Raw genomic sequence first — 18,209 nt, 5'->3', positions numbered from 1 at the left:
CATAAAAGCTGCCGGTATTTACCGGCAGTTTTTTTTAAAACATTATCCGTATCACCGCATTTGGCGTACGGCTAAGGGAGTAGGTATCTACCATTTGTATTTCGTCTTGCGAGGCATTAAGCCGGTAATAGCGATTGATAATATCTTTAGAGTTCAGGATATTCAACACAGATATACCAGCGTGTAGCGATACCTTTTTATAAATAGGTGTTGTGTAGCCTGCCGAGAAGTTAATTTGCGTATAGGTGCCTAAACGTACACCGTTTGGGTAATTGTACTCTATGCTTGCGGGATTGTTTGTGGTAGCCGGTACCGGCACATTTACTAATGGGCGTGTGTAGGGGCGCCCACTCATAATTTTAGAACCGAGTGCTATTTTAACCCGTTTCCATTCGTAGGTAATGCCGTTGTTTACCGTATGAGGCTGTTCATAATTGTTTGTAAATACCGATGGGAACAGTGCATCAAACCTATAGTTGTTGCGGTTATAGGCATAGCTGAACCAAATGTAAAACTGTTTAAACTGCTTTTGTATCAGGAACTCGGTACCTGTTACGGTATAAGAACCCGTGGTTGTCTCTTTTTCAAACTGGTTTTGAAACGTTTGGCTTTCTGTAGTAATCCCGCTTACTTTTTTGTAAAAGTTATCCCATGATACCAGCCATCCGCTTTTCCTGAACACCAGCCCCAGTGCTGCCTGGCTGCTGTGTAAAACGGGTACAGAAGCATCGTTAGCCAGTATCCAGCGTCTTTTTTCAATTCCCAAAAAATCTTCCTGTAAGCTTACCACCTGTAGTGCCGTTTGGCTTTTGCTTTCTGCCTGAAATTGTATTTTTACCGATTCGCCTGCTTTATAAGTAAGGTTTATCCGTGGCTCTGCATAGAGTAATTTAAGTTGCTGAATATAATTTATCCTAAGTCCTCCCTGTATAAAAATAGGCGAATCACTCGGCGCATAGTCGGCTTGCAGGCTAAATGCGTGGGTGTTTAGTTGCTGTCGCGTATAGGTTTCTGATGCTGGGATGCTGGTACGGTCGCGGTTGGTAATACGGGTGTCATTGTAAGAATATCCGCCTTGCAGGGTGTAGTGGTTCCCCACCTTTATGTTATAAATAAACCGTAGCCCGGCATCGTTAATTACGTTTTGCTGCAGCGTAGCCCCGTTTACGTCTATAGACTGGTTCAGGGCATCTACATTATAATAAGAGCTGTACCCCGAAATTTCTGAGCTTTGTGTGGCACTCCACTTGCTTTTAAGCATTAGGTTGCCTCCCAGGGTGGTTTGGGTAAGGTTGCTGTTTTTTATCGCCAGCCCATAGGGCATAAAAGTAGCCTGTGTAAAATCAAGGTTGTTTTTTATGCCAATAAAGTCGCCGTAAAGCTGGTGTTTATCTTTAATGATTAAATGATACTGTCCGGTAAAATCATAAAAGTAAAACGACTTACTGTTTTTGTACACTAGCTGACTATTATCGTTAAGGCCTGTTACCACCGTGTTCTGAAAAATACGGTCAGAATATTTAGTATACGTAGGCAGGCTCAGCGCATCGGTAAACGATCTCCTGGCGGTAACCGTAACCGCGCTTGCTGGTGTAAGCTTAACCGCTGCATATACGTCGGCGGAAATCATGTTCAATCCCACGCTGCCGCTGGTAGGGTTTATGGTTTCGGGATGCGCCGTTATATTTACATTACTCGATACGCTCTCCCCATACATGGCAGGGGTACCGTTTTTGTAAATTTCTATATTCTGGGCAATGTTAGGATTAAGTGCAGAGATAAGGCCAAAGAAATGCCCGGTCTGGAACAGCCGTATGCCATTCCACGTAAAAAGGTTTTGGTCGTGGGTACCGCCCCTTACATTAATGTTGTTTACGGTTTCGTCTGAACTGTTGATGCCCGGTAGCTGCTGCATGGCCTTAAGTACATCGGCATCTATAAGCCCGGGCAAAATACCAAATTTTGCGGGCTTAATATTATACCCTCCCGTTTTGTTTAAGGATATACCTGTGGCTATGTAGCGTTCTGCCACCACTTCCTGCAATTCGTGTACGTCTGGGTTCAGGCGTATTTCAGAACAGTCGCCGCGTGTGTCGGTTATCTTATATTGCACGGGCTGGTAGCCTGCCTGTTCTATTTGCAGTACGGTTATATTTTCAGGGAATTCAAAATAACCGTCGGCCCCGGTAAGCAACTGTGTGGTGCCAAAGGTTACAATAGCATTCTCCAGGATTTGCCCGTTTTCATCGGTTATAAAAGCGCAGCGCGTTTTTAGGGGAATATCGTTCTTTTGGGGTAAATACACGGTTACGTATACCCCGGACTGTTTAAACTTTAAAGACGTGCGGCTGGTTATATACGCCAGTTTAGCCTTTAGCGGCCAGCGTACCTGCGGAGGGTAAAGGCTGCGCGAAGCAATGTCGTATTCTGCGAAGTTAAATTTTACGTGATGCTGGTTTGCTATATCTGCCAGTATTTTTTTCAGGGGCGTATTTTCGCTACCCGGCTGCGCAAGGCATGCAGGAGCCAAAAAAAAAAGCAATGCCACTAAAATAAAACACTTAGCATATTGCGTCATTCAGCCGATAGTATAATTTGGTTGCCCTGCTTTTTATACGTAAGGCCATACGAAAGCGAAAACATATCCAGCGTGGTTTCCAGGTTTTTTACCGGAAGCGTGCCACTGTAGCCGCCTTTGTAAGGCAGGGTTCCTTTTACGGTTATTTTTACATTAAACTGACGTTCCAGTTCGGCAAGTACATTTTCAGGTCGCTCTGCCAAAAAGTCTACCTCGCGGTGCAGTACCCATCCCGGTTCTGTTTTTACCTCTGCCGGCAGGCTTATGGGGTTAGTACCGTCAAATGCAATGCGTTGCCCTGCGGTAAGTGTAGTGGTACCGCCCGGTGTAGTTACTTTAACCTTTCCTTCGTAGCAGGTAACGTCGAGCCTGTTTTTACGTGCTTTTACGTCAAATCTTGTACCTACCACCGTTACTGTGCCCAGAGGTGTTACCACGTCAAATGTTTTGCCTTTTGCGGCTGTAAAATACGCCTCGCCGTTTAGCTCCAGCCTTCGGTTATTTTGCCAGTTAAATGCTTTATAATCAGCGGTAGAACCTGCATTTAGCACTACAACTGAAGCATCGGGCAGATTAAAAGTAGCCCTGTTGCCCGCAGTAGCGTTGTGTGTAGTTATATGTGCTGCATAGAAATAAAAACTTAAACCCAACGCTATTACAATAACGGCAGCCACCCTTGTTATCCAAGTGTTTAGCTGGCGCACTTTAGGCTTATGTTGCTGCGTGGTGCCTTCTTTTATTTTTGCATATACGCGCTCCATGTTGGCCTCAGGAGCCAGCATGCCTGCGCTGTATTGTTTTATTTTATTGTACGTGGCAAATTCAGGGCTTGCTTCAAAATCAGCCAGATCCTTACCGCTAAGTTCATTGTTTAGCCACTTTGCCAGTGTTACATCCTCGTTCATCTCCGGTTATTTTATTGGTTATAAACAGTTCACTGTTAATAAACCCTACCTAAAGGTATCAATTTGTTTTCTAAGTTCCAATAGCGCACCGTGAATCCTTTTTTCTACAGCCTTTACACTTATGTTTAGCATTTCGGCAATTTCATGGTATTTTTTACCGTCTATACGGTTAAGCAAAAAAGCCGTGCGCTGGGCTTCGGTAAGGCCGTCTATGGCTCGTTGAAGTTTTGCCTTAAACTGTTCCTCCTCCAGTAAAAATTCGGGATTCTGTATATCTTTTTCAGAGGCGTTACTTCCTTTAGCATATTTAACCACAACTTTTTTATGTGCTATCTGGTTCAGGGTAGTGTTGCCGGCTACGGTATACAAAAACGCGCGTGCTTTTTCGGGCGGTACATTGCTGCAGTTTTCCCAAAGCTTTATAAAAGCATCCTGTACAATATCATCGGCCTGGTCTGCATCGCCAAATTTGTAGTACAAATAATTACGCAGCGTTTTGGCATGCTTCTTAAAAAGCGCCGAAAATGTAATTTCCTCGCAGGTATTTCCCGTAAATTCCTGATTCATAAAAACGTGGTGGTAAATCGCCGGTAAGGTAACAATAAATTTTATCCCCCACATACGCGCTATGGCTAATTAACAATTTAAAACTGTTGTTCCCTACCTCTTGTCTGCGTGTATTTTACAGTAATTTCTTAACCTCCTGAAAGTGTGAAGTGTGAAAACGTAAACGTGCTTAAAATCTTACATTGAGTAAATAATATTCAAATATTTAATAAAAAACCTGAGATAAATACTTGTGTTGGTTAAAATTTATTGAAAAAATATTTTGATATTATGAAGTAAAAAGTTAACTTTCGGAAGATTTGAGTTTGTTATTATTTCCTTCAGACCAAGTAAACCTTAGTTGATAGTTTTTAATGAAAGAAGCCCTGCGCGCGTCGTGGGGCTTTTTTTATGGTGCAGGTAGGGTATTTGATTTATATACTGTTATATAAATAACAGCAAAACCACTTTTAATACGCGAAAAAGAAAATATACTTGTTGTTAAGCGAAGCCGGCATTTATAAAAGTGCCGGTTTTTTTGTGGAATAAAATGATTGCTTGGTTTAAAGCGCAGCCGGCATGGTGAAGCCAGACCAGTTTACAGATAAAATTATTTTTAGCTTTTCGGTAAGTGCGTTAAAACTAGATGGTTTTGTAAAATAGTGATTGGCACCGTTATCATAAGCGCTTTTTACCGAGTCTGGGTTAGCACTGGTAGAATAGATAATAATAGGTATGCTTTTTAAAACCGAATTGTTTTTTAAAGATATCAACGCCTCTATGCCATTAGTGCCGGGCATGTTAACGTCGGTAAAAATAATATCAGGTTTATTAGCCGAGTGCTGCAAGGCATTTAGCAGTTCTTCTCCATTACCAGATACTGTAAGGATGCACCCGGGGCAAATATCGTGTAACGCTTCGGTAAAAAATTCCACATCGTCTGTGTCATCTTCGGCCAGGTAAATATTTTTAAAATGTGCCATGGCATTTTCTTTTTTAAGACCTGCAAAAGTTATTTTTAAAAGAAAAGCTTCCTGAAAAGTTTAGACTGATAAAATTAGCCTCCGTAAATCGGATTCGTAGTTTTGTAAAGGTACGTAATTAATTGTTTGTTAAGTGTTTATTTTTGTAAAATATGCTGGGATACAAAAAAATGAGATGCTTTTAGCCTAATATGCCGCCCACGCGCCCTTTTTTTATTTACATACTGTTTACTTCAAAATCAAATCATTAAATTTGCACCTCTATAAATGAAACCGCAATTATGTTTGATAATTTAAGTGAGAAGTTAGATAAGGCGTTCCATATACTAAAAGGGCACGGCAAAATTACCGATGTAAACGTAGCCGATACCCTAAAAGAGGTACGCCGCGCACTACTGGATGCCGACGTTAACTTTAAAATAGCTAAAGATTTTACTACCCGCGTTCGCGATAAAGCCATAGGCGAAAACGTACTTACTACCCTTCAGCCGGGGCAGCTTATGGTAAAAATTGTTAAGGATGAGCTTACCGAACTTATGGGGGGCGAAACCGAAGGCATTAACCTTAGCGGTAACCCATCTGTAATACTTATGAGTGGCCTTCAGGGTAGTGGTAAAACTACTTTCTCTGGTAAGCTGGCTAACTTCCTTAAAACCAAAAAGAATAAAAAGCCGCTTCTTGTAGCGTGTGATATTTACCGTCCGGCGGCTATCAACCAGCTACACGTAGTAGGGGAGCAGGTAGGCGTAGAGGTGTACAGCGAAGAAGGTAACAAAAACGCTGTAGAAATTGCCCAAAACGCTATTAAGTATGCTAAGGCTAATGGCTTTAACGTTGTTATTGTAGATACGGCGGGCCGCCTTGCTGTAGATGAGGAAATGATGAACGAAATTGCTAACGTTCATAAAGCCATACAACCGCAGGAAACCCTATTTGTGGTAGATGCCATGACCGGTCAGGATGCTGTAAACACCGCTAAGGCGTTTAACGACAGGCTTGATTTTGATGGTGTGGTACTTACAAAGCTAGATGGTGATACCCGCGGTGGTGCAGCCATTACCATTAAATCGGTAGTACATAAGCCTATTAAGTTTATTGGTACCGGCGAAAAAATGGAAGCTATAGACGTATTCCACCCAAGCCGTATGGCCGACCGTATTCTTGGTATGGGCGACGTGGTGTCGCTTGTAGAGCGTGCACAGGAGCAGTACGACGAAGAAGAGGCACGTAAGCTACAAAAGAAAATCGCTAAAAACGAATTTGGTTTTGACGATTTCCTTACCCAGATTCAGCAGGTTAAGAAAATGGGTAACATGAAAGACCTGATAGGTATGATACCGGGTGCCGGTAAAGCCCTTAAAGATGTAGAAATTGAAGACGACGCTTTTAAACACATAGAGGCTATTATATTTAGTATGACCCCAACAGAGCGCAGCAAGCCTGCCACTATTGATACTAAACGTAAAAACCGTATTGCTAAGGGTAGCGGTACCAGCATACAGCAGGTAAACCAACTCCTGAAACAATTTGACCAAATGAGCAAAATGATGAAGATGATGCAGGGCGGTGCCGGCAAAAATCTTATGCGCATGATGGGCGGTATGAAAGGAATGCAATAAACAGCGAAGCTGGTTTCTTTAGTTTAAAGTTTAAGGTTCCTCACTCGGATGGCTAAGCTGTATGGAAAACCATTTGGTTTAGGGTTGAGTAAGTAACTTTAAACTTTAAACAAAATAATAAACAACAACACACACAATAACTAACTACTGAGTTTTAAGGTTCGGGTAAGTAACTTTGAACCTGAAACTTTAAACCTGAAACAAATAATGGTATTACTAGACGGAAAGAAAATTTCTGAAGACATTAAGAATGAAATTGCCGCAGAGGTGGCAAAAATGAGAGAGCGTAGCGAAAAGGTGCCTCACCTTGCCGCAGTGCTTGTAGGTAATGATGGCGCCAGCCTTACCTATGTGGGCAGCAAGGTAAAATCATGCGAAAAGGTAGGTTTTGAAAGTACGCTTATAAAACTGCCTGCTACCATAAGCGAGCTTGAACTGCTTAAAAAAATTGAGGAGCTTAACCAAAACGACGACATTGACGGTTTTATAGTGCAGCTTCCGTTGCCAAAGCAAATTGATGAGCAAAAGGTGCTTATGGCTATAGACCCGAGTAAAGATGTGGATGGCTTCCATCCTGAAAACTTTGGTAAAATGGCGCTGGATATGAGTACCTTTATCCCTGCTACGCCATTTGGTATCCTGGAACTTTTAGAACGTTATAATGTGCAGACTGCCGGTAAGCACACCGTAGTTATAGGCCGTAGCCACATTGTAGGTAGGCCTATGAGCATTTTAATGGGGCGCAAGGGCTTTCCGGGTAACAGTACCGTAACCCTTACGCACAGCCACACAAAAAATATCAGCCAGATAACTACCCAGGCCGATATTATCATTACAGCACTTGGTGTGCCAAACTACCTTAAGGCCGAAATGGTTAAAGACGATGTAGTGGTAATAGACGTGGGTATTACCCGTGTAGCCGACGAAACTACCGAAAAAGGGTATAGGATTGTAGGCGACGTAGATTTTGAAAACGTGAGTAAAAAAGCCAGTTTCATAACCCCGGTTCCGGGTGGTGTAGGCCCTATGACCATAGCCATGCTGCTTAAAAACACACTACTGGCAAGAGAAATGCGCAGAATGAAATAATTTAATTAAAGATAATAAGACAAGGCAATCGGTAACGGTTGCCTTTTTTATTGGCCAATAAAAAAGCAGCAGAGGGTACTGCTGCCTTAAATACATACGGTTGGTGTGTTAAGTGTGCGTCTGTTCAAAATGTGCAACGGCATACTGGGTAGCGCACATCGTTGCGTTTTCATTATCCCCTTTAATTTCGATAATAATATACCCCTTTGATGCAAAAGTAGGCAAGCATATAAAATTATAAAATCCCCATTAATGGGGATTTTTAGCTTTTTCAGGTATAAAAAAAGCGGTAGTAAATTACTGCCGCTTCTTGTGGGTTGGTTGGTTTTGGGTATAATTTTAAATTTTAATGTATGATGGCTAAACAGCTGCCTTAGCAACATTATTAATTAATCAACGCAGCAAAGATATAGTACCATGTAACTGCAAAAAATCCCCAATACTGGGGATTTTGTACTATAATCTAAAACAGTTGGCGTTAATTTCTTTAAAACCCGGTGCCTATGCTTAGTGCCCTGTTGGCTTCTGTCTCGGAGTTAAGCAACGTGATTTTTTGTTCGGCCATGCCCACAGCGTCTGCGCCAAGAAACAGGTACAGCGGTGCGTTGCCTGCTTCTACGGTTTCTATAACTGCCGCCACACCTTTTACAGGGTCGCCCGCCTGGTTGCCATTTATTTCGGCGGTATGTGCATTCTGGCTTTGGCGTACGGTGGTGTAAGCATCTATAGGGTTTTGCGGCAGTCCTAAAGAAGAATCTTCCAGGAAGTTAGTGCGGAAATAGCCGGGTAGTACTAACGTAACTTTAATGCCAAAATCGGCAGCCTCAGCGGCAAGTGATTCAGTAAAGCCTGCCATGGCAAATTTAGTAGCGCAGTAAATGCCCCATCCCGGGAAATTACCTGTAAGCCCTGCAATAGACGCAATGTTTATAATGTGGCCGCTGCCCTGTTTGCGCAGTTGCGGCATTACGGCACGGATAACATTTAGCGCACCAAAAACATTAACATCAAAGTTTTTGCGGGCCTCTGCATCGGTAAGCTCTTCTAATGCGCCAAGCTGGCCGTATCCGGCATTGTTAACCACTACGTCTATGGTACCAAATTTTATAACGGTACTGTTTATAGCAGTAGCAACGCTATCCTCGTTGATAAGGTCTACTTCCAGCGAAAGCAGGTTAGGGTGTACGCCGGCGGCTTTTTCCAGTCCGGCAAGCGTACGCGATGTAGCGGCTACGTTGTGGCCTGCCTGTAGTAATTGGGTAATAAATTCCAGCCCAAGGCCCTGGCTGGCCCCGGTAATAAACCAAGTTTTTTTCATTGTAAACGGAGTTTTATGTATTAATAGTCGGTAGAAAGGGTTGTGGCTTTGTTGGCTTCAATTTCGGCGGTAATTGCGTTTATTTTTGCCATTGCCCTTTTGTAGGCATCGGTTCCTAAAAATAAATGCACCGGTGGGTTAGGCTCAAATCCTGCTGCTATCATTACTTCGGCAGCTTTTTCAGGATCGCCTGCCTGCTGCCCGTCCATGTTGCGGTAGCGTTGGTGTACCGCCCTGATTTCTTCATAATCGGCTATGGGTGTTTCGGGTAAGCGTAGTGAATCATCGGTAAGGAAACTGGTGCGGAATGCCCCCGGTGCCACGAGTATGGCTTTTATGCCAAAGGCCTTAACGTCTTCAGCCAGTACTTCGGTTAAACCGGTAACGGCAAACTTGGTGGCGGCATACGGTGCCCAACCAAGTGCGGCTGAAAATCCCGCAATGGAAGAGATGTTAATAATGTGCCCGCTTTGTTGCGCTCTCATATAGGGCAGGGTATGGCGAATGGTGTTTATGGTGCCAAAAACGTTTACATCAAAAGCAGCGCGGATTTCTGCATCGGTAAGTTCTTCAAAGCTGCCGCCTATGCCGTAACCTGCATTGTTTATCAATACATCAATAGTGCTAAAATGTTTATGCGCTGCATCTACTGCGGTTTTTACAGAGGCATCATCGCCTAGGTTAGCTTCAAGCGGCAAAAATCCAGGGTGGGTTCCCACTGCATGTGTAAGTTGCGCCAGGCTGCGTGACGTAGCTGCTACATTTTGCCCTTTTGCAAGGAGCTGCCTTACAAGGCTAAGGCCAAGTCCCTTAGAGGCGCCAGTTATAAACCAGGTTTTTTTAGTTTCATTTTGCATGCTGTTGTGGTTTTAAATAATTACAGGGCAAAGTTACTGCGCACAACAGCCGCATATATAGCGACAATCAAACCAAAAATTGCAAAAATCAAACCATGCGGAACTGCCTTGGGGTGGCGCCGGTATGTTTTTTAAAGAAGTTATTAAAGTGGCTGGGTTCCTCAAACCCCAGGCTGTTACTAATCTCGGCTATGTTCCAGTCGGTGTGCTTTAATAAAGCCACAGCCTCATCGGCAAGGCGTTCTCCTATAAGGGCAGAGGTGGTTTTTCCGGTGGTGGCCTTTATGGCGCGGTTCAGGTGGTTTACATGCACCGAAAGGGCATCTGCATAGTCTGCCGCAGAGCGCATGTTCATTTTATGGTACGGTGTTTCTACCGGGAACTGCCGTTCCAGCAGTTCCTTAAATACTGCCGTAATGCGGGTATTGGCGCTAGGGTGCTCGTAGATGGTGTTGTTTGCCTCGGTTTTCATGGCAAGGTGAATCATCTCAGTTAAGTAGCTGTGCAGTAGGTCGTACTTATACGGGTAGTCGCTTTCTATTTCTGCAAGCATTTTTTCAAACAGCGCGGAGAATTCTTCCGTTTGCCCATCAGTAAGTGTGTAGGCAGGCTTACCGCCCGGGGCAAACATAGGAAGTTCGGTGAGTGCCATACGTGATTTTTCGGTAAAAAACGCCGGGGTAAAAATGCAAAAATAACCAGTGGGGTCCGGTGCCAGGTACTCCCAGGTGTAAGGCACCTGCGGATTAAAAAATATGAGCGATACCCCGTTTACCTCTATGCTTTTATCGGCATAGTGGTAGCGGTTGTGGCCTTTTAATAACGTTACTTTATAGTAATCCCTGCGTGCATAATGTATGGGGCCGCTGTGGTGGCACTCCTCCAGCTTAAATACGTTAAAGTGCCCGGTAATGTGGTTAATGCCCTCGGGCATGGGGCGGCGCTTATCTGTATAAAACTGTTCTATGCTTTCGGTTTTCATAAGGCGGTATTGCAATATTCAAACAAAGGTAGTTAAAAAATGTTTTTTGCAACACATAGCAGGTTTTTTGGCGCAATGCCATTCAGCCCTAAAAAAATACCGTTTAACATAAATTTTTATTTTGAATGTTTTTTGTTTTTATTTTTGGAACTGTAAATATTAACCACATACCAATTTTAAACAAAATGATAGCAGTAGTAGTACACGTGATTAAAGTAACTGTGCATTTTATAGTTTCTTTATTCTAAGATCTTATAATAAGGTCATCAATCAAAAAACAGTAGTTGCCGGCCTCATCAGCCGCTAAAAGGCAATTGCATACCAGTATAATAATTTTTGTTAGTTAAAACGTGGAGGCAGTGAAAACACTGCCTCTTTATGTTACTTTGTATATGACTTTTTTACAAAAACCGAAATATCATATTTACGCTCTTACCGGTTTCCTGGTATACATACTGTGTACGCTTACGGTGAATAAAATTTACTTCAGGCTATCGGGCATACACCCCGGCGATGGCGTACCTATAAATACTGCAATTACGTATTATATTGCAGAGGCTGCATTTTGCGCGTTTTTAGCCTATCTTCTGTCTTTACCATTGCTGTGGGTTATCGAAAAAAATTCTGATTTCAGCCGGTTTCGCGGTGCTATGGGTGCGCGGGTGCTTGCTGTTTTTGTGGTAGTTCAGGTGGCTTATACACTAATGTTATGGCCGGTGCTGTCAGCATTTTACCAGTTAATCATTGGTAAGCCGATAAAGATCGAAAAGTTTATGAGGATATTAAACATGACCTATTTTGCCGGCATGTACCTTATATGGATGTTTACCGTAGTTACCGTAAAACTGGTACAGTACCTTAAACAGGAAAAAATAAAACATCTTCAGCTGGAAAATAATCTGCGCGATTCCCAGCTTAATACACTTAAGGGGCAAATAAACCCGCATTTTATGTTTAACAGCCTTAATAACATACGGGGGCTTATATTGGAAGACACAGGGCGCGCACGCGAAATGATAACCCGCCTTAGCGAGATGCTGCGCTACAGCCTTACCAAAAACGGCGTAAATACCATACCTTTAAAGGATGAACTGCAAACGGTAGAAAATTACATAGAAATAAGCCGTATACAGTTTGAAGGGCGGCTGCACTTTACCATGGAAGCCGCACACGATACGCTTAATATACCCATACCGCCCATGGTGGTGCAAATGCTGATTGAAAATGCAGTGAAGCATGGCATAGGAAAATTACCCGAAGGCGGACTGGTACGGTTAGTTACTACTATAACCCCGGATAACTTTTTGCACATAGGTGTACTTAATTCGGGTAGGCTGGAGCTGGAAAAAGGGGGTACGCGCCTGGGGCTTGAAAATATAAAGAAACGCTTGTTCCTTATTTTTGGCGATAAGGCAAAATTTACCCTTAAGGAAAAAGAAGGATTTGTAGAGGCTTGCATTATACTACCATTAGCATGAACCAAACGATAAAAACCATTATTGTAGAAGATTCGCGCCTGGCACGAAATGAACTGCGCGAGCTGATAAAACAGCACCCTGAAATTGAAGTAATAGCTGAGGCCGAAAATGCCGACCAAGGCTATGAGCTGATTAAAAAGCTGGTGCCCCAACTCATTTTCCTGGATATTAATATGCCGGGTAAAGACGGCTTTCAGTTACTTGAAATGCTCGATGAGGTGCCTATGGTGGTGTTTACAACGGCTTTTGACGAGTATGCCATACGTTCTTTTGAATACAATGCGCTGGACTACCTTTTAAAACCCATTAATGACAAGCGATTTGCCGATGCGGTAGAAAAGGTAAAAGCCAAATTACAGGTGCTTCAAAGCCCGCAGGGCTTGCTTACAGAACAAAGCCAGATTTTTATAAAAGAAGGCGAAAAGTGCTGGCTGGTGCGTGTAGCCGATATTCAGTTGTGCGAAATTGTGGGAAACTATACCCGTGTGTACTTTAACGGTAACCGTCCGCTTATATACAAATCCCTTAACCAGGTAGAAGAACGCCTGCCGCAGCATTTGTTTTTCCGGGCCAACCGCCAGCAAATCATTAACCTGCAATTTATAAAAAGTGTAGAAAATGCCCTTAACGGAAAACTGGCCGCCATAATGCAAAACGGTATGGAGGTAGAAATTTCGCGCAGGCAGTCTGTTTTGTTTAAGGATATGCTGAGCCTTTAGTTAGTCTTTTTTTCTAAAATTACCATTCCCTTTAAATCCGTCCTTTCGGGGAGCACCAGGTTTGCTATCCCTGCTAAAAGGTTTTGCATTACTACCACGGTTATTATCAGAACGCTTTATTGTACCCTTACCCGAATTACTTCTCGGAGTGCCAGAAGGTTTTTTAGGCGGGGTATTTCTAGGGCTTTCAGGTTTTGGTAAGCTCGCTTCCTCAGTTTTGCTCGATGGCTCTATAAGGCGGTTCATTTCATTCATTTCCGCTGCGGTAAGTTCGCGGTAACGCCCCACCGGTACATCTAAAGAAATATTAATGATGCGTATGCGTTTTAGTGCCGTAACCTCGTAGCCCAGATATTCGCACATACGGCGTATCTGGCGGTTAAGACCCTGGGTAAGTATTATCCTGAAAACATACTTGCTTACCTGTTCTACAAGGCACTTACGGGTAATGGTATCCAGTATCGGTACGCCATTCCCCATACGTTGAATAAAACGGTCTGTAATGGGCTTATTAACTGTAACTATGTATTCTTTTTCGTGGTTATTACGGGCACGAAGAATTTTGTTTACAATATCGCCATCATTGGTCATTAATATTAGCCCTTCACTGGCTTTATCCAGCCTGCCGATAGGGAAAATACGCGACGGGTAGTTAATATAATCAACGATATTGTTTTTAACGTCAAGATTGGTAGTACATTCAATACCCACCGGCTTATGGAACGCCAGGTAAATTTGCTTGCCGCGTTTTTCAGAAATCAGCTTACCGTCTACGCGTACTTCATCATCAGGGCTAACCTTGGTGCCCATTTCCGGTACTACACCGTTTAGGGTAACACGTCCTTCTTCTATGAGCTTGTCGGCCTCGCGGCGTGAGCAGTACCCGGTTTCCGAAATAAACTTATTCAGTCGCTTTAATTCCTGTTCCATGGCGCAAAGGTAAGGAAATGTTTATTGATTTTTCTGACTAGTACTGTGGCTGTTTCGTATGGCGAATTGCAGCATACTATAAATACCCCAAAATGGTGGACCTCCTTCTGTTGTAAGGAGTTTTTCATCCCCGTTATGCAGTTGGAGTATAAGATGGCGCATTTTTAACTTTGTTGTTGCAACACCCGAAAGTTTTCCCTCAATGTCGCCAACAAGCCATTCTAGATCTGTAAATGGTATACAGGTAATTCCTGAATGGGTGTTGAAAACCAATTGTTGGTTGGTAATTATAGCCCATTCGTTAACCGACTCAAAGTATTCAAGTACGATTGTTTCATCTTCTGTAGGTTCGACCGGGACTTTGTATTGTAACAGGTTGTTTACTACGATGCGGGTTTTGTCTGTTTCTCCACCGTTACGCAGAAAAACACTTTTCATTACCGAGGTGCTTACGGGTTTGTGCATGGTTTAGGGTAGGTTTTAAAATCGTTATGCTATTTCCTCATTAGCCATATCGTCTTCTTCAAACAGAAAAGTATAGATACGCTTGTACAGTGCATCGTCGTGCAGGCGGTGCCCCATGCCTTTGGTCGCTATAAATTTGGCATTGGTATAAGCTTCTGCTATGCGTTGGCCTTCGGTAAAGGCTACGGTTTCGTCTTCGCGGTCGTGTACAATAAGCCCGGGTACATCAATTTTACGGGCAAATGCCGCTGCCGAAAAATCCATTGGGTTTAACCCAAAACGCTCGGTACAATAGGTTTTCAGATTTTTAAAGATGCGTTTGTTTAGCCCCAGTGTTTTACGGTAGTTGTTCAGTACTATATTTAGTTCGCTAGGGGCGCCCAATATAACCAGTTTTTCTACAAAAGGGTTAGGGTAGTGCGCCTGAAAAAACAACGTAGTAGCCCCGCCAAGCGAATGCCCTACAATATACTGCGGATGGTACTTTTGTACCATAACATTTACATATTCGGCATACTTAGGTATGGTGTACTCGTTACCCGATGTAAGGCCGTGTCCCGGGGCATCGAGTGCTATAATGGTGCAGCCCGCCTTGCGCAGGTAGCTTATAAGCAGTTTCCAGCGGCTGGCATTGCTCTCCCATCCGTGTACAAGCAGTACTTTAATTTCGTTACCGTGCCAAATGTACGACTGAAAGCTGTTGCCATTGTGCAGTACAGTTTCCAGTTGTGCTTCGCGCAAAATGCCGGGTAGCTCACTGCGATTGAGTTTACCGTATAGTGGTTTGCTAAAGTAACGGTAAGCCAGTGCGGTAGCGCGTACAGGTGCTATGTAGCTAAGCAGATTAATGCTCAGCCCCAGGAGTTTTGCAACGATTTTTGTAACAATGGGTGACATACGGTAAAAAAAGAAAAGCCTCCGAAAGGAGGCTTTATATTATGTTTTAGATGCTTGCAAAAAGTTGCTCCATTTTTTCCCTTTCTTCATCGGCAAGGGAGCTGTCTACAAGAATACGGCCACTGTGCTCGTCTGTAAGTATTTTTTTGCGTGCAGCAATTTCCATTTGCGTTTGTGGCGGAATGGTAAAGAATGAACCTGCGCTGGCACCCCTTTCTATAGATACCACTGCAAGGCCGTTACGTACGCTGCCACGAATCCTGTCGTAAGCAGTAAGTAGCCTTTGCTCTATAAGAGCGCGGTATTCGTTAGATTTTTCAAAAAGGAAGTTTTCTTCTTTTTCAGTTTCAGCCATAATAGCGTCAAGCTCTGATTTTTTGTGGTCCAGGTGCGTTTGTTTCGCATCCAGTTTTTCCTGGCTTTGCGCTATGGTTTCTTTTTTGTGCTCTATAGAGGCTTTCATTTCCTTAATATGCTTTTCGGCAAGTTGGATTTCAAGCTCCTGGAACTCAACTTCTTTAGTAAGAGAGTTGAACTCGCGGTTATTACGCACATTTTTTTGTTGTTCAGTGTATTTTTTTATGGCTGCTTTATGATCTTCAATGGCTGCTTTTTTGCCTTTGATTTGCTCCTCAATGCTCTCAAGGTCGCCCTTAAGTTTCTCAAGCCTGGTACTAAGCCCTGCCACTTCATCTTCAAGGTCTTCCACTTCTAGTGGTAGTTCACCTCTTACATTCCTGATTTCGTCAATCCTAGAGTCGATTAATTGCAGGTCGTAAAGTGCCCTTAACTTTTCTTCAACGCTTAATTCCTTAATGTTAGCCATATGTATACGTACTTAAAATCTGAGTTTTACTTCTTCCGATAAAATGATTGCAAAATTATAAATTTTTTTCGGTTTTGAAAGAGGATTTTTTCTAAATTATGTGCGTTCTATATTTTCTCAAAAATACTTTACAGGGTTTGTGTCTACGGTGCTAACCAAAATGGTAAGGCCGTTACTATTTGCTTTTAGAAAGTCGGCCATATACTGTGCCGTGTAGCGCTCGCTTTCGTAGTGTCCTATATCGGCAAGCAGTAATTTTCCTTCTGCTTCATAAAACTGGTGGTACTTCAGGTCGGCTGTAAGGTAAGCATCAGCTCCGGCTGCTATAGCATTTTTTATGGCAAAGCTCCCTGCGCCACCCAGTACAGCTACCTTTTTTATTTCTTTGCCTAACAGCGCGCTGTGTCGTATGCCGCCGGTTTTCATGGTAGTTTTTACGTGCTGTAAAAATACTGTTTCCGGCAGGGCTTCCGGTAATTCACCAATCATGCCTAAGCCTATATTCTGGTGTAGGTTGTTAAGCGTGTATACCTCATAAGCAACCTCTTCATATATGTGGTTTTCAAAAAGCGCTTTTAGTATGGTACCTTCCAGGTGTTTCTCAAATGTGACTTCTATTTTAACTTCGTTGGCTTCCATAAATTCACCACGTTCGCCTATTTCGGGGTTGCTATACTCGTTGCCCTGATAGGTGCCCAGCCCGTTACTGTTAAAGCTGCAGTTTTCATAATTACCTATGTTACCTGCGCCGGCAGCGAATAATGCGTTGCGCAGTTGTAAATGATTATCTGCAACGGTATAGGTAACCAGCTTGCGTATAAAGCCTTCTTTTGGTACTAATATTTTTGTGTTTTGAAGCCCTAACGCATCGGCAAAAATTTTGTTTACCCCGTTTCGGTGGTTGTCTAATGCCGTGTGTACGGCATATATGGCAACATCATTTCTTATTGCCTTAATTACAGCGCGCTCCACATAGTTTTTACCGGTTATTTTTTTTAAACCCGAAAACAATATAGGATGAAAACATACCACAACATTACACTGTGTGCTTATGGCCTCATCTATTACGCTCTCCAGCGCATCGTGGCAAAACAGCACACCGGTGACCTCGGTTTCGGTATTGCCGGTAAGCAGGCCCACGTTATCAAAATCTTCGGCGTAAGCCAGTGGTGCCATTTTTTGGAGTATAGTGGTAAGGGTTTTTATTTTCATGGATGCGAATTATTGGTAAAGGTACAAAACAAAAAAACTGCCCGAAAGCAGTTTTTAATTTGTGTATGTTACACGGTATATTATTGGCACGCCCTGCTTAGTGCAGCCTGTGCGGCTATAAATGTTTCGTAAGTAGCCTGAGAGTCTATTCCGTCTACAATGGCATTGCCATTAGTGCCACGGCAAACCTGTTGCGCCGGTAAGGTTACTCCATTGCTGGTATATGCTGCGCAGGTAACGCAGTTTGTACCGGTGCCGCCTCCAGATCCTCCGCTACCGGAACTGTTGTATTGATTATCGCAGTAAAGTGAAAAATACTCTTCCGGTGAAAGGCCTGTTCTGGCGCCGTCTACGTAAACAATGTCTGCAGTTACCGAATTTTCTCCCACTTTTACGGTTTCTTTAGAAACACATATTTCGTAATCTTCGGGTTTTTCAGGGTTTACGCCTGCCACTTCACATACCTGGCATCCTGTATAGGCTACGGTAGGGAATTTGTTTTCCTCTGAGCATGAAACAAGTGTAAGGGCTCCCAGTGCAGCCAGGGAAAGTATAATTTTTTTCATTTTTTACTACACATTAGTTTTGTGAACAGCAAAAGAATAAAAAAGCATGTTTATATCCAAATCTTTCCGTTAAAAGTTTAGCTTTTTTCTGGTTTGAATAATGGTGTAATGATTAAAGTGCCAATTTCTTACAGATAGCCTAAACATGTAGTGTAGCGGCTAATGGAGGTACTATGACATACGTCATCTTTTAAGGTGTTTAATTTGCATTACTTTGCATTTCTAATGTTGTAAAAAAG

17 protein-coding genes are annotated in these 18,209 nt (G+C 43.0%); 4 read left to right on the top strand and 13 right to left on the bottom strand.

Features of this window, described 5'->3' with window-relative positions; genetic code table 11:
- Positions 1–34: 34 nt before the first annotated feature.
- The 4 genes from ACLI08_RS11630 to ACLI08_RS11615 form a co-directional block, all read right to left on the bottom strand.
- On the bottom strand, positions 35–2,578 hold the full coding sequence (locus ACLI08_RS11630) for a TonB-dependent receptor plug domain-containing protein (protein ID WP_411428661.1): 2,544 nt from the start codon (positions 2,576–2,578) through the stop codon (positions 35–37).
- Entirely contained in the window at positions 2,575–3,483 is a 909-nt protein-coding gene (locus ACLI08_RS11625) for a FecR family protein (protein WP_411428660.1), read from the bottom strand. The genes ACLI08_RS11630 and ACLI08_RS11625 overlap by 4 nt, the downstream gene beginning before the upstream one ends.
- 45 nt (positions 3,484–3,528) lie before the next feature.
- The gene (locus ACLI08_RS11620; protein ID WP_411428659.1) at positions 3,529–4,050 is read right to left on the bottom strand and encodes an RNA polymerase sigma factor; all 522 of its coding nucleotides are present in this window, start codon (positions 4,048–4,050) and stop codon (positions 3,529–3,531) included.
- 542 nt (positions 4,051–4,592) lie between these two features.
- Positions 4,593–5,012: a response regulator gene (locus tag ACLI08_RS11615; protein ID WP_411428658.1), complete on the bottom strand. Its 420-nt coding sequence runs from the start codon at positions 5,010–5,012 to the stop codon at positions 4,593–4,595.
- 281 nt (positions 5,013–5,293) lie between these two features.
- Here ACLI08_RS11615 and ffh point away from each other — a divergent pair, with 281 nt between their 5' ends.
- Together ffh and ACLI08_RS11605 are read left to right on the top strand one after the other, a co-directional pair.
- Entirely contained in the window at positions 5,294–6,631 is a 1,338-nt protein-coding gene (gene ffh / locus ACLI08_RS11610; RefSeq protein ID WP_411428657.1) for a signal recognition particle protein, read from the top strand.
- A 207-nt stretch (positions 6,632–6,838) separates the two neighbouring features.
- Positions 6,839–7,720, top strand: coding sequence for a bifunctional 5,10-methylenetetrahydrofolate dehydrogenase/5,10-methenyltetrahydrofolate cyclohydrolase (locus ACLI08_RS11605; RefSeq protein ID WP_411428656.1), 882 nt, complete (start codon positions 6,839–6,841; stop codon positions 7,718–7,720).
- 487 nt (positions 7,721–8,207) lie between these two features.
- On the opposite strand, the gene ACLI08_RS11600 is transcribed toward ACLI08_RS11605, so the two are convergent.
- The 3 genes from ACLI08_RS11600 to ACLI08_RS11590 all read right to left on the bottom strand — a co-directional run bounded on the left by ACLI08_RS11600 (position 8,208) and on the right by ACLI08_RS11590 (position 10,877).
- Positions 8,208–9,038, bottom strand: a complete 831-nt coding sequence (locus tag ACLI08_RS11600) for an SDR family NAD(P)-dependent oxidoreductase (protein ID WP_411428655.1) — start codon at positions 9,036–9,038, stop codon at positions 8,208–8,210.
- Positions 9,039–9,058: 20 nt separating this feature from the next.
- Positions 9,059–9,895 carry an SDR family NAD(P)-dependent oxidoreductase gene (locus ACLI08_RS11595; protein ID WP_411428654.1) on the bottom strand — a complete coding sequence of 279 codons (837 nt, stop codon included), beginning with the start codon at positions 9,893–9,895 and terminating at the stop codon, positions 9,059–9,061.
- 88 nt (positions 9,896–9,983) lie between these two features.
- Entirely contained in the window at positions 9,984–10,877 is an 894-nt protein-coding gene (locus ACLI08_RS11590; protein WP_411428653.1) for a helix-turn-helix domain-containing protein, read from the bottom strand.
- Positions 10,878–11,236: 359 nt separating this feature from the next.
- Here ACLI08_RS11590 and ACLI08_RS11585 point away from each other — a divergent pair, with 359 nt between their 5' ends.
- Both ACLI08_RS11585 and ACLI08_RS11580 read left to right on the top strand, forming a co-directional pair.
- Complete coding sequence (locus ACLI08_RS11585; protein ID WP_411428652.1) at positions 11,237–12,355, top strand: sensor histidine kinase; 1,119 nt, start codon at positions 11,237–11,239, stop codon at positions 12,353–12,355.
- A complete protein-coding gene (locus ACLI08_RS11580) occupies positions 12,352–13,074 on the top strand; it encodes a LytR/AlgR family response regulator transcription factor (RefSeq protein ID WP_411428651.1) in 723 nt (240 codons plus the stop codon). The genes ACLI08_RS11585 and ACLI08_RS11580 overlap by 4 nt, the downstream gene beginning before the upstream one ends.
- Here ACLI08_RS11580 and rluF read toward each other — a convergent pair whose 3' ends face one another.
- The 6 genes from rluF to ACLI08_RS11550 all read right to left on the bottom strand — a co-directional run bounded on the left by rluF (position 13,075) and on the right by ACLI08_RS11550 (position 17,970).
- Positions 13,075–14,004, bottom strand: a complete 930-nt coding sequence (gene rluF / locus ACLI08_RS11575; RefSeq protein WP_411428650.1) for a 23S rRNA pseudouridine(2604) synthase RluF — start codon at positions 14,002–14,004, stop codon at positions 13,075–13,077.
- A gap of 21 nt (positions 14,005–14,025) precedes the next feature.
- Positions 14,026–14,469 (bottom strand): hypothetical protein, encoded by a 444-nt coding sequence (locus tag ACLI08_RS11570; protein ID WP_411428649.1) that lies wholly within the window; start codon positions 14,467–14,469, stop codon positions 14,026–14,028.
- A gap of 24 nt (positions 14,470–14,493) precedes the next feature.
- Positions 14,494–15,366: an alpha/beta hydrolase gene (locus ACLI08_RS11565; protein ID WP_411428648.1), complete on the bottom strand. Its 873-nt coding sequence runs from the start codon at positions 15,364–15,366 to the stop codon at positions 14,494–14,496.
- 46 nt (positions 15,367–15,412) lie between these two features.
- Positions 15,413–16,192, bottom strand: coding sequence for a zinc ribbon domain-containing protein (locus tag ACLI08_RS11560; protein WP_411428647.1), 780 nt, complete (start codon positions 16,190–16,192; stop codon positions 15,413–15,415).
- A 117-nt stretch (positions 16,193–16,309) separates the two neighbouring features.
- A complete protein-coding gene (locus ACLI08_RS11555; protein WP_411428646.1) occupies positions 16,310–17,404 on the bottom strand; it encodes a Nif3-like dinuclear metal center hexameric protein in 1,095 nt (364 codons plus the stop codon).
- An 80-nt stretch (positions 17,405–17,484) separates the two neighbouring features.
- On the bottom strand, positions 17,485–17,970 hold the full coding sequence (locus ACLI08_RS11550) for a hypothetical protein (protein ID WP_411428645.1): 486 nt from the start codon (positions 17,968–17,970) through the stop codon (positions 17,485–17,487).
- Between the last annotated feature and the right edge of the window lie 239 nt (positions 17,971–18,209).

It is taken from the genome of Flavobacterium sp. RNTU_13 (genome assembly GCF_046614455.1).
Taxonomy (GTDB): domain Bacteria; phylum Bacteroidota; class Bacteroidia; order Flavobacteriales; family Flavobacteriaceae; genus Flavobacterium.
This window is presented reverse-complemented; position numbering and strand designations above follow the sequence as displayed.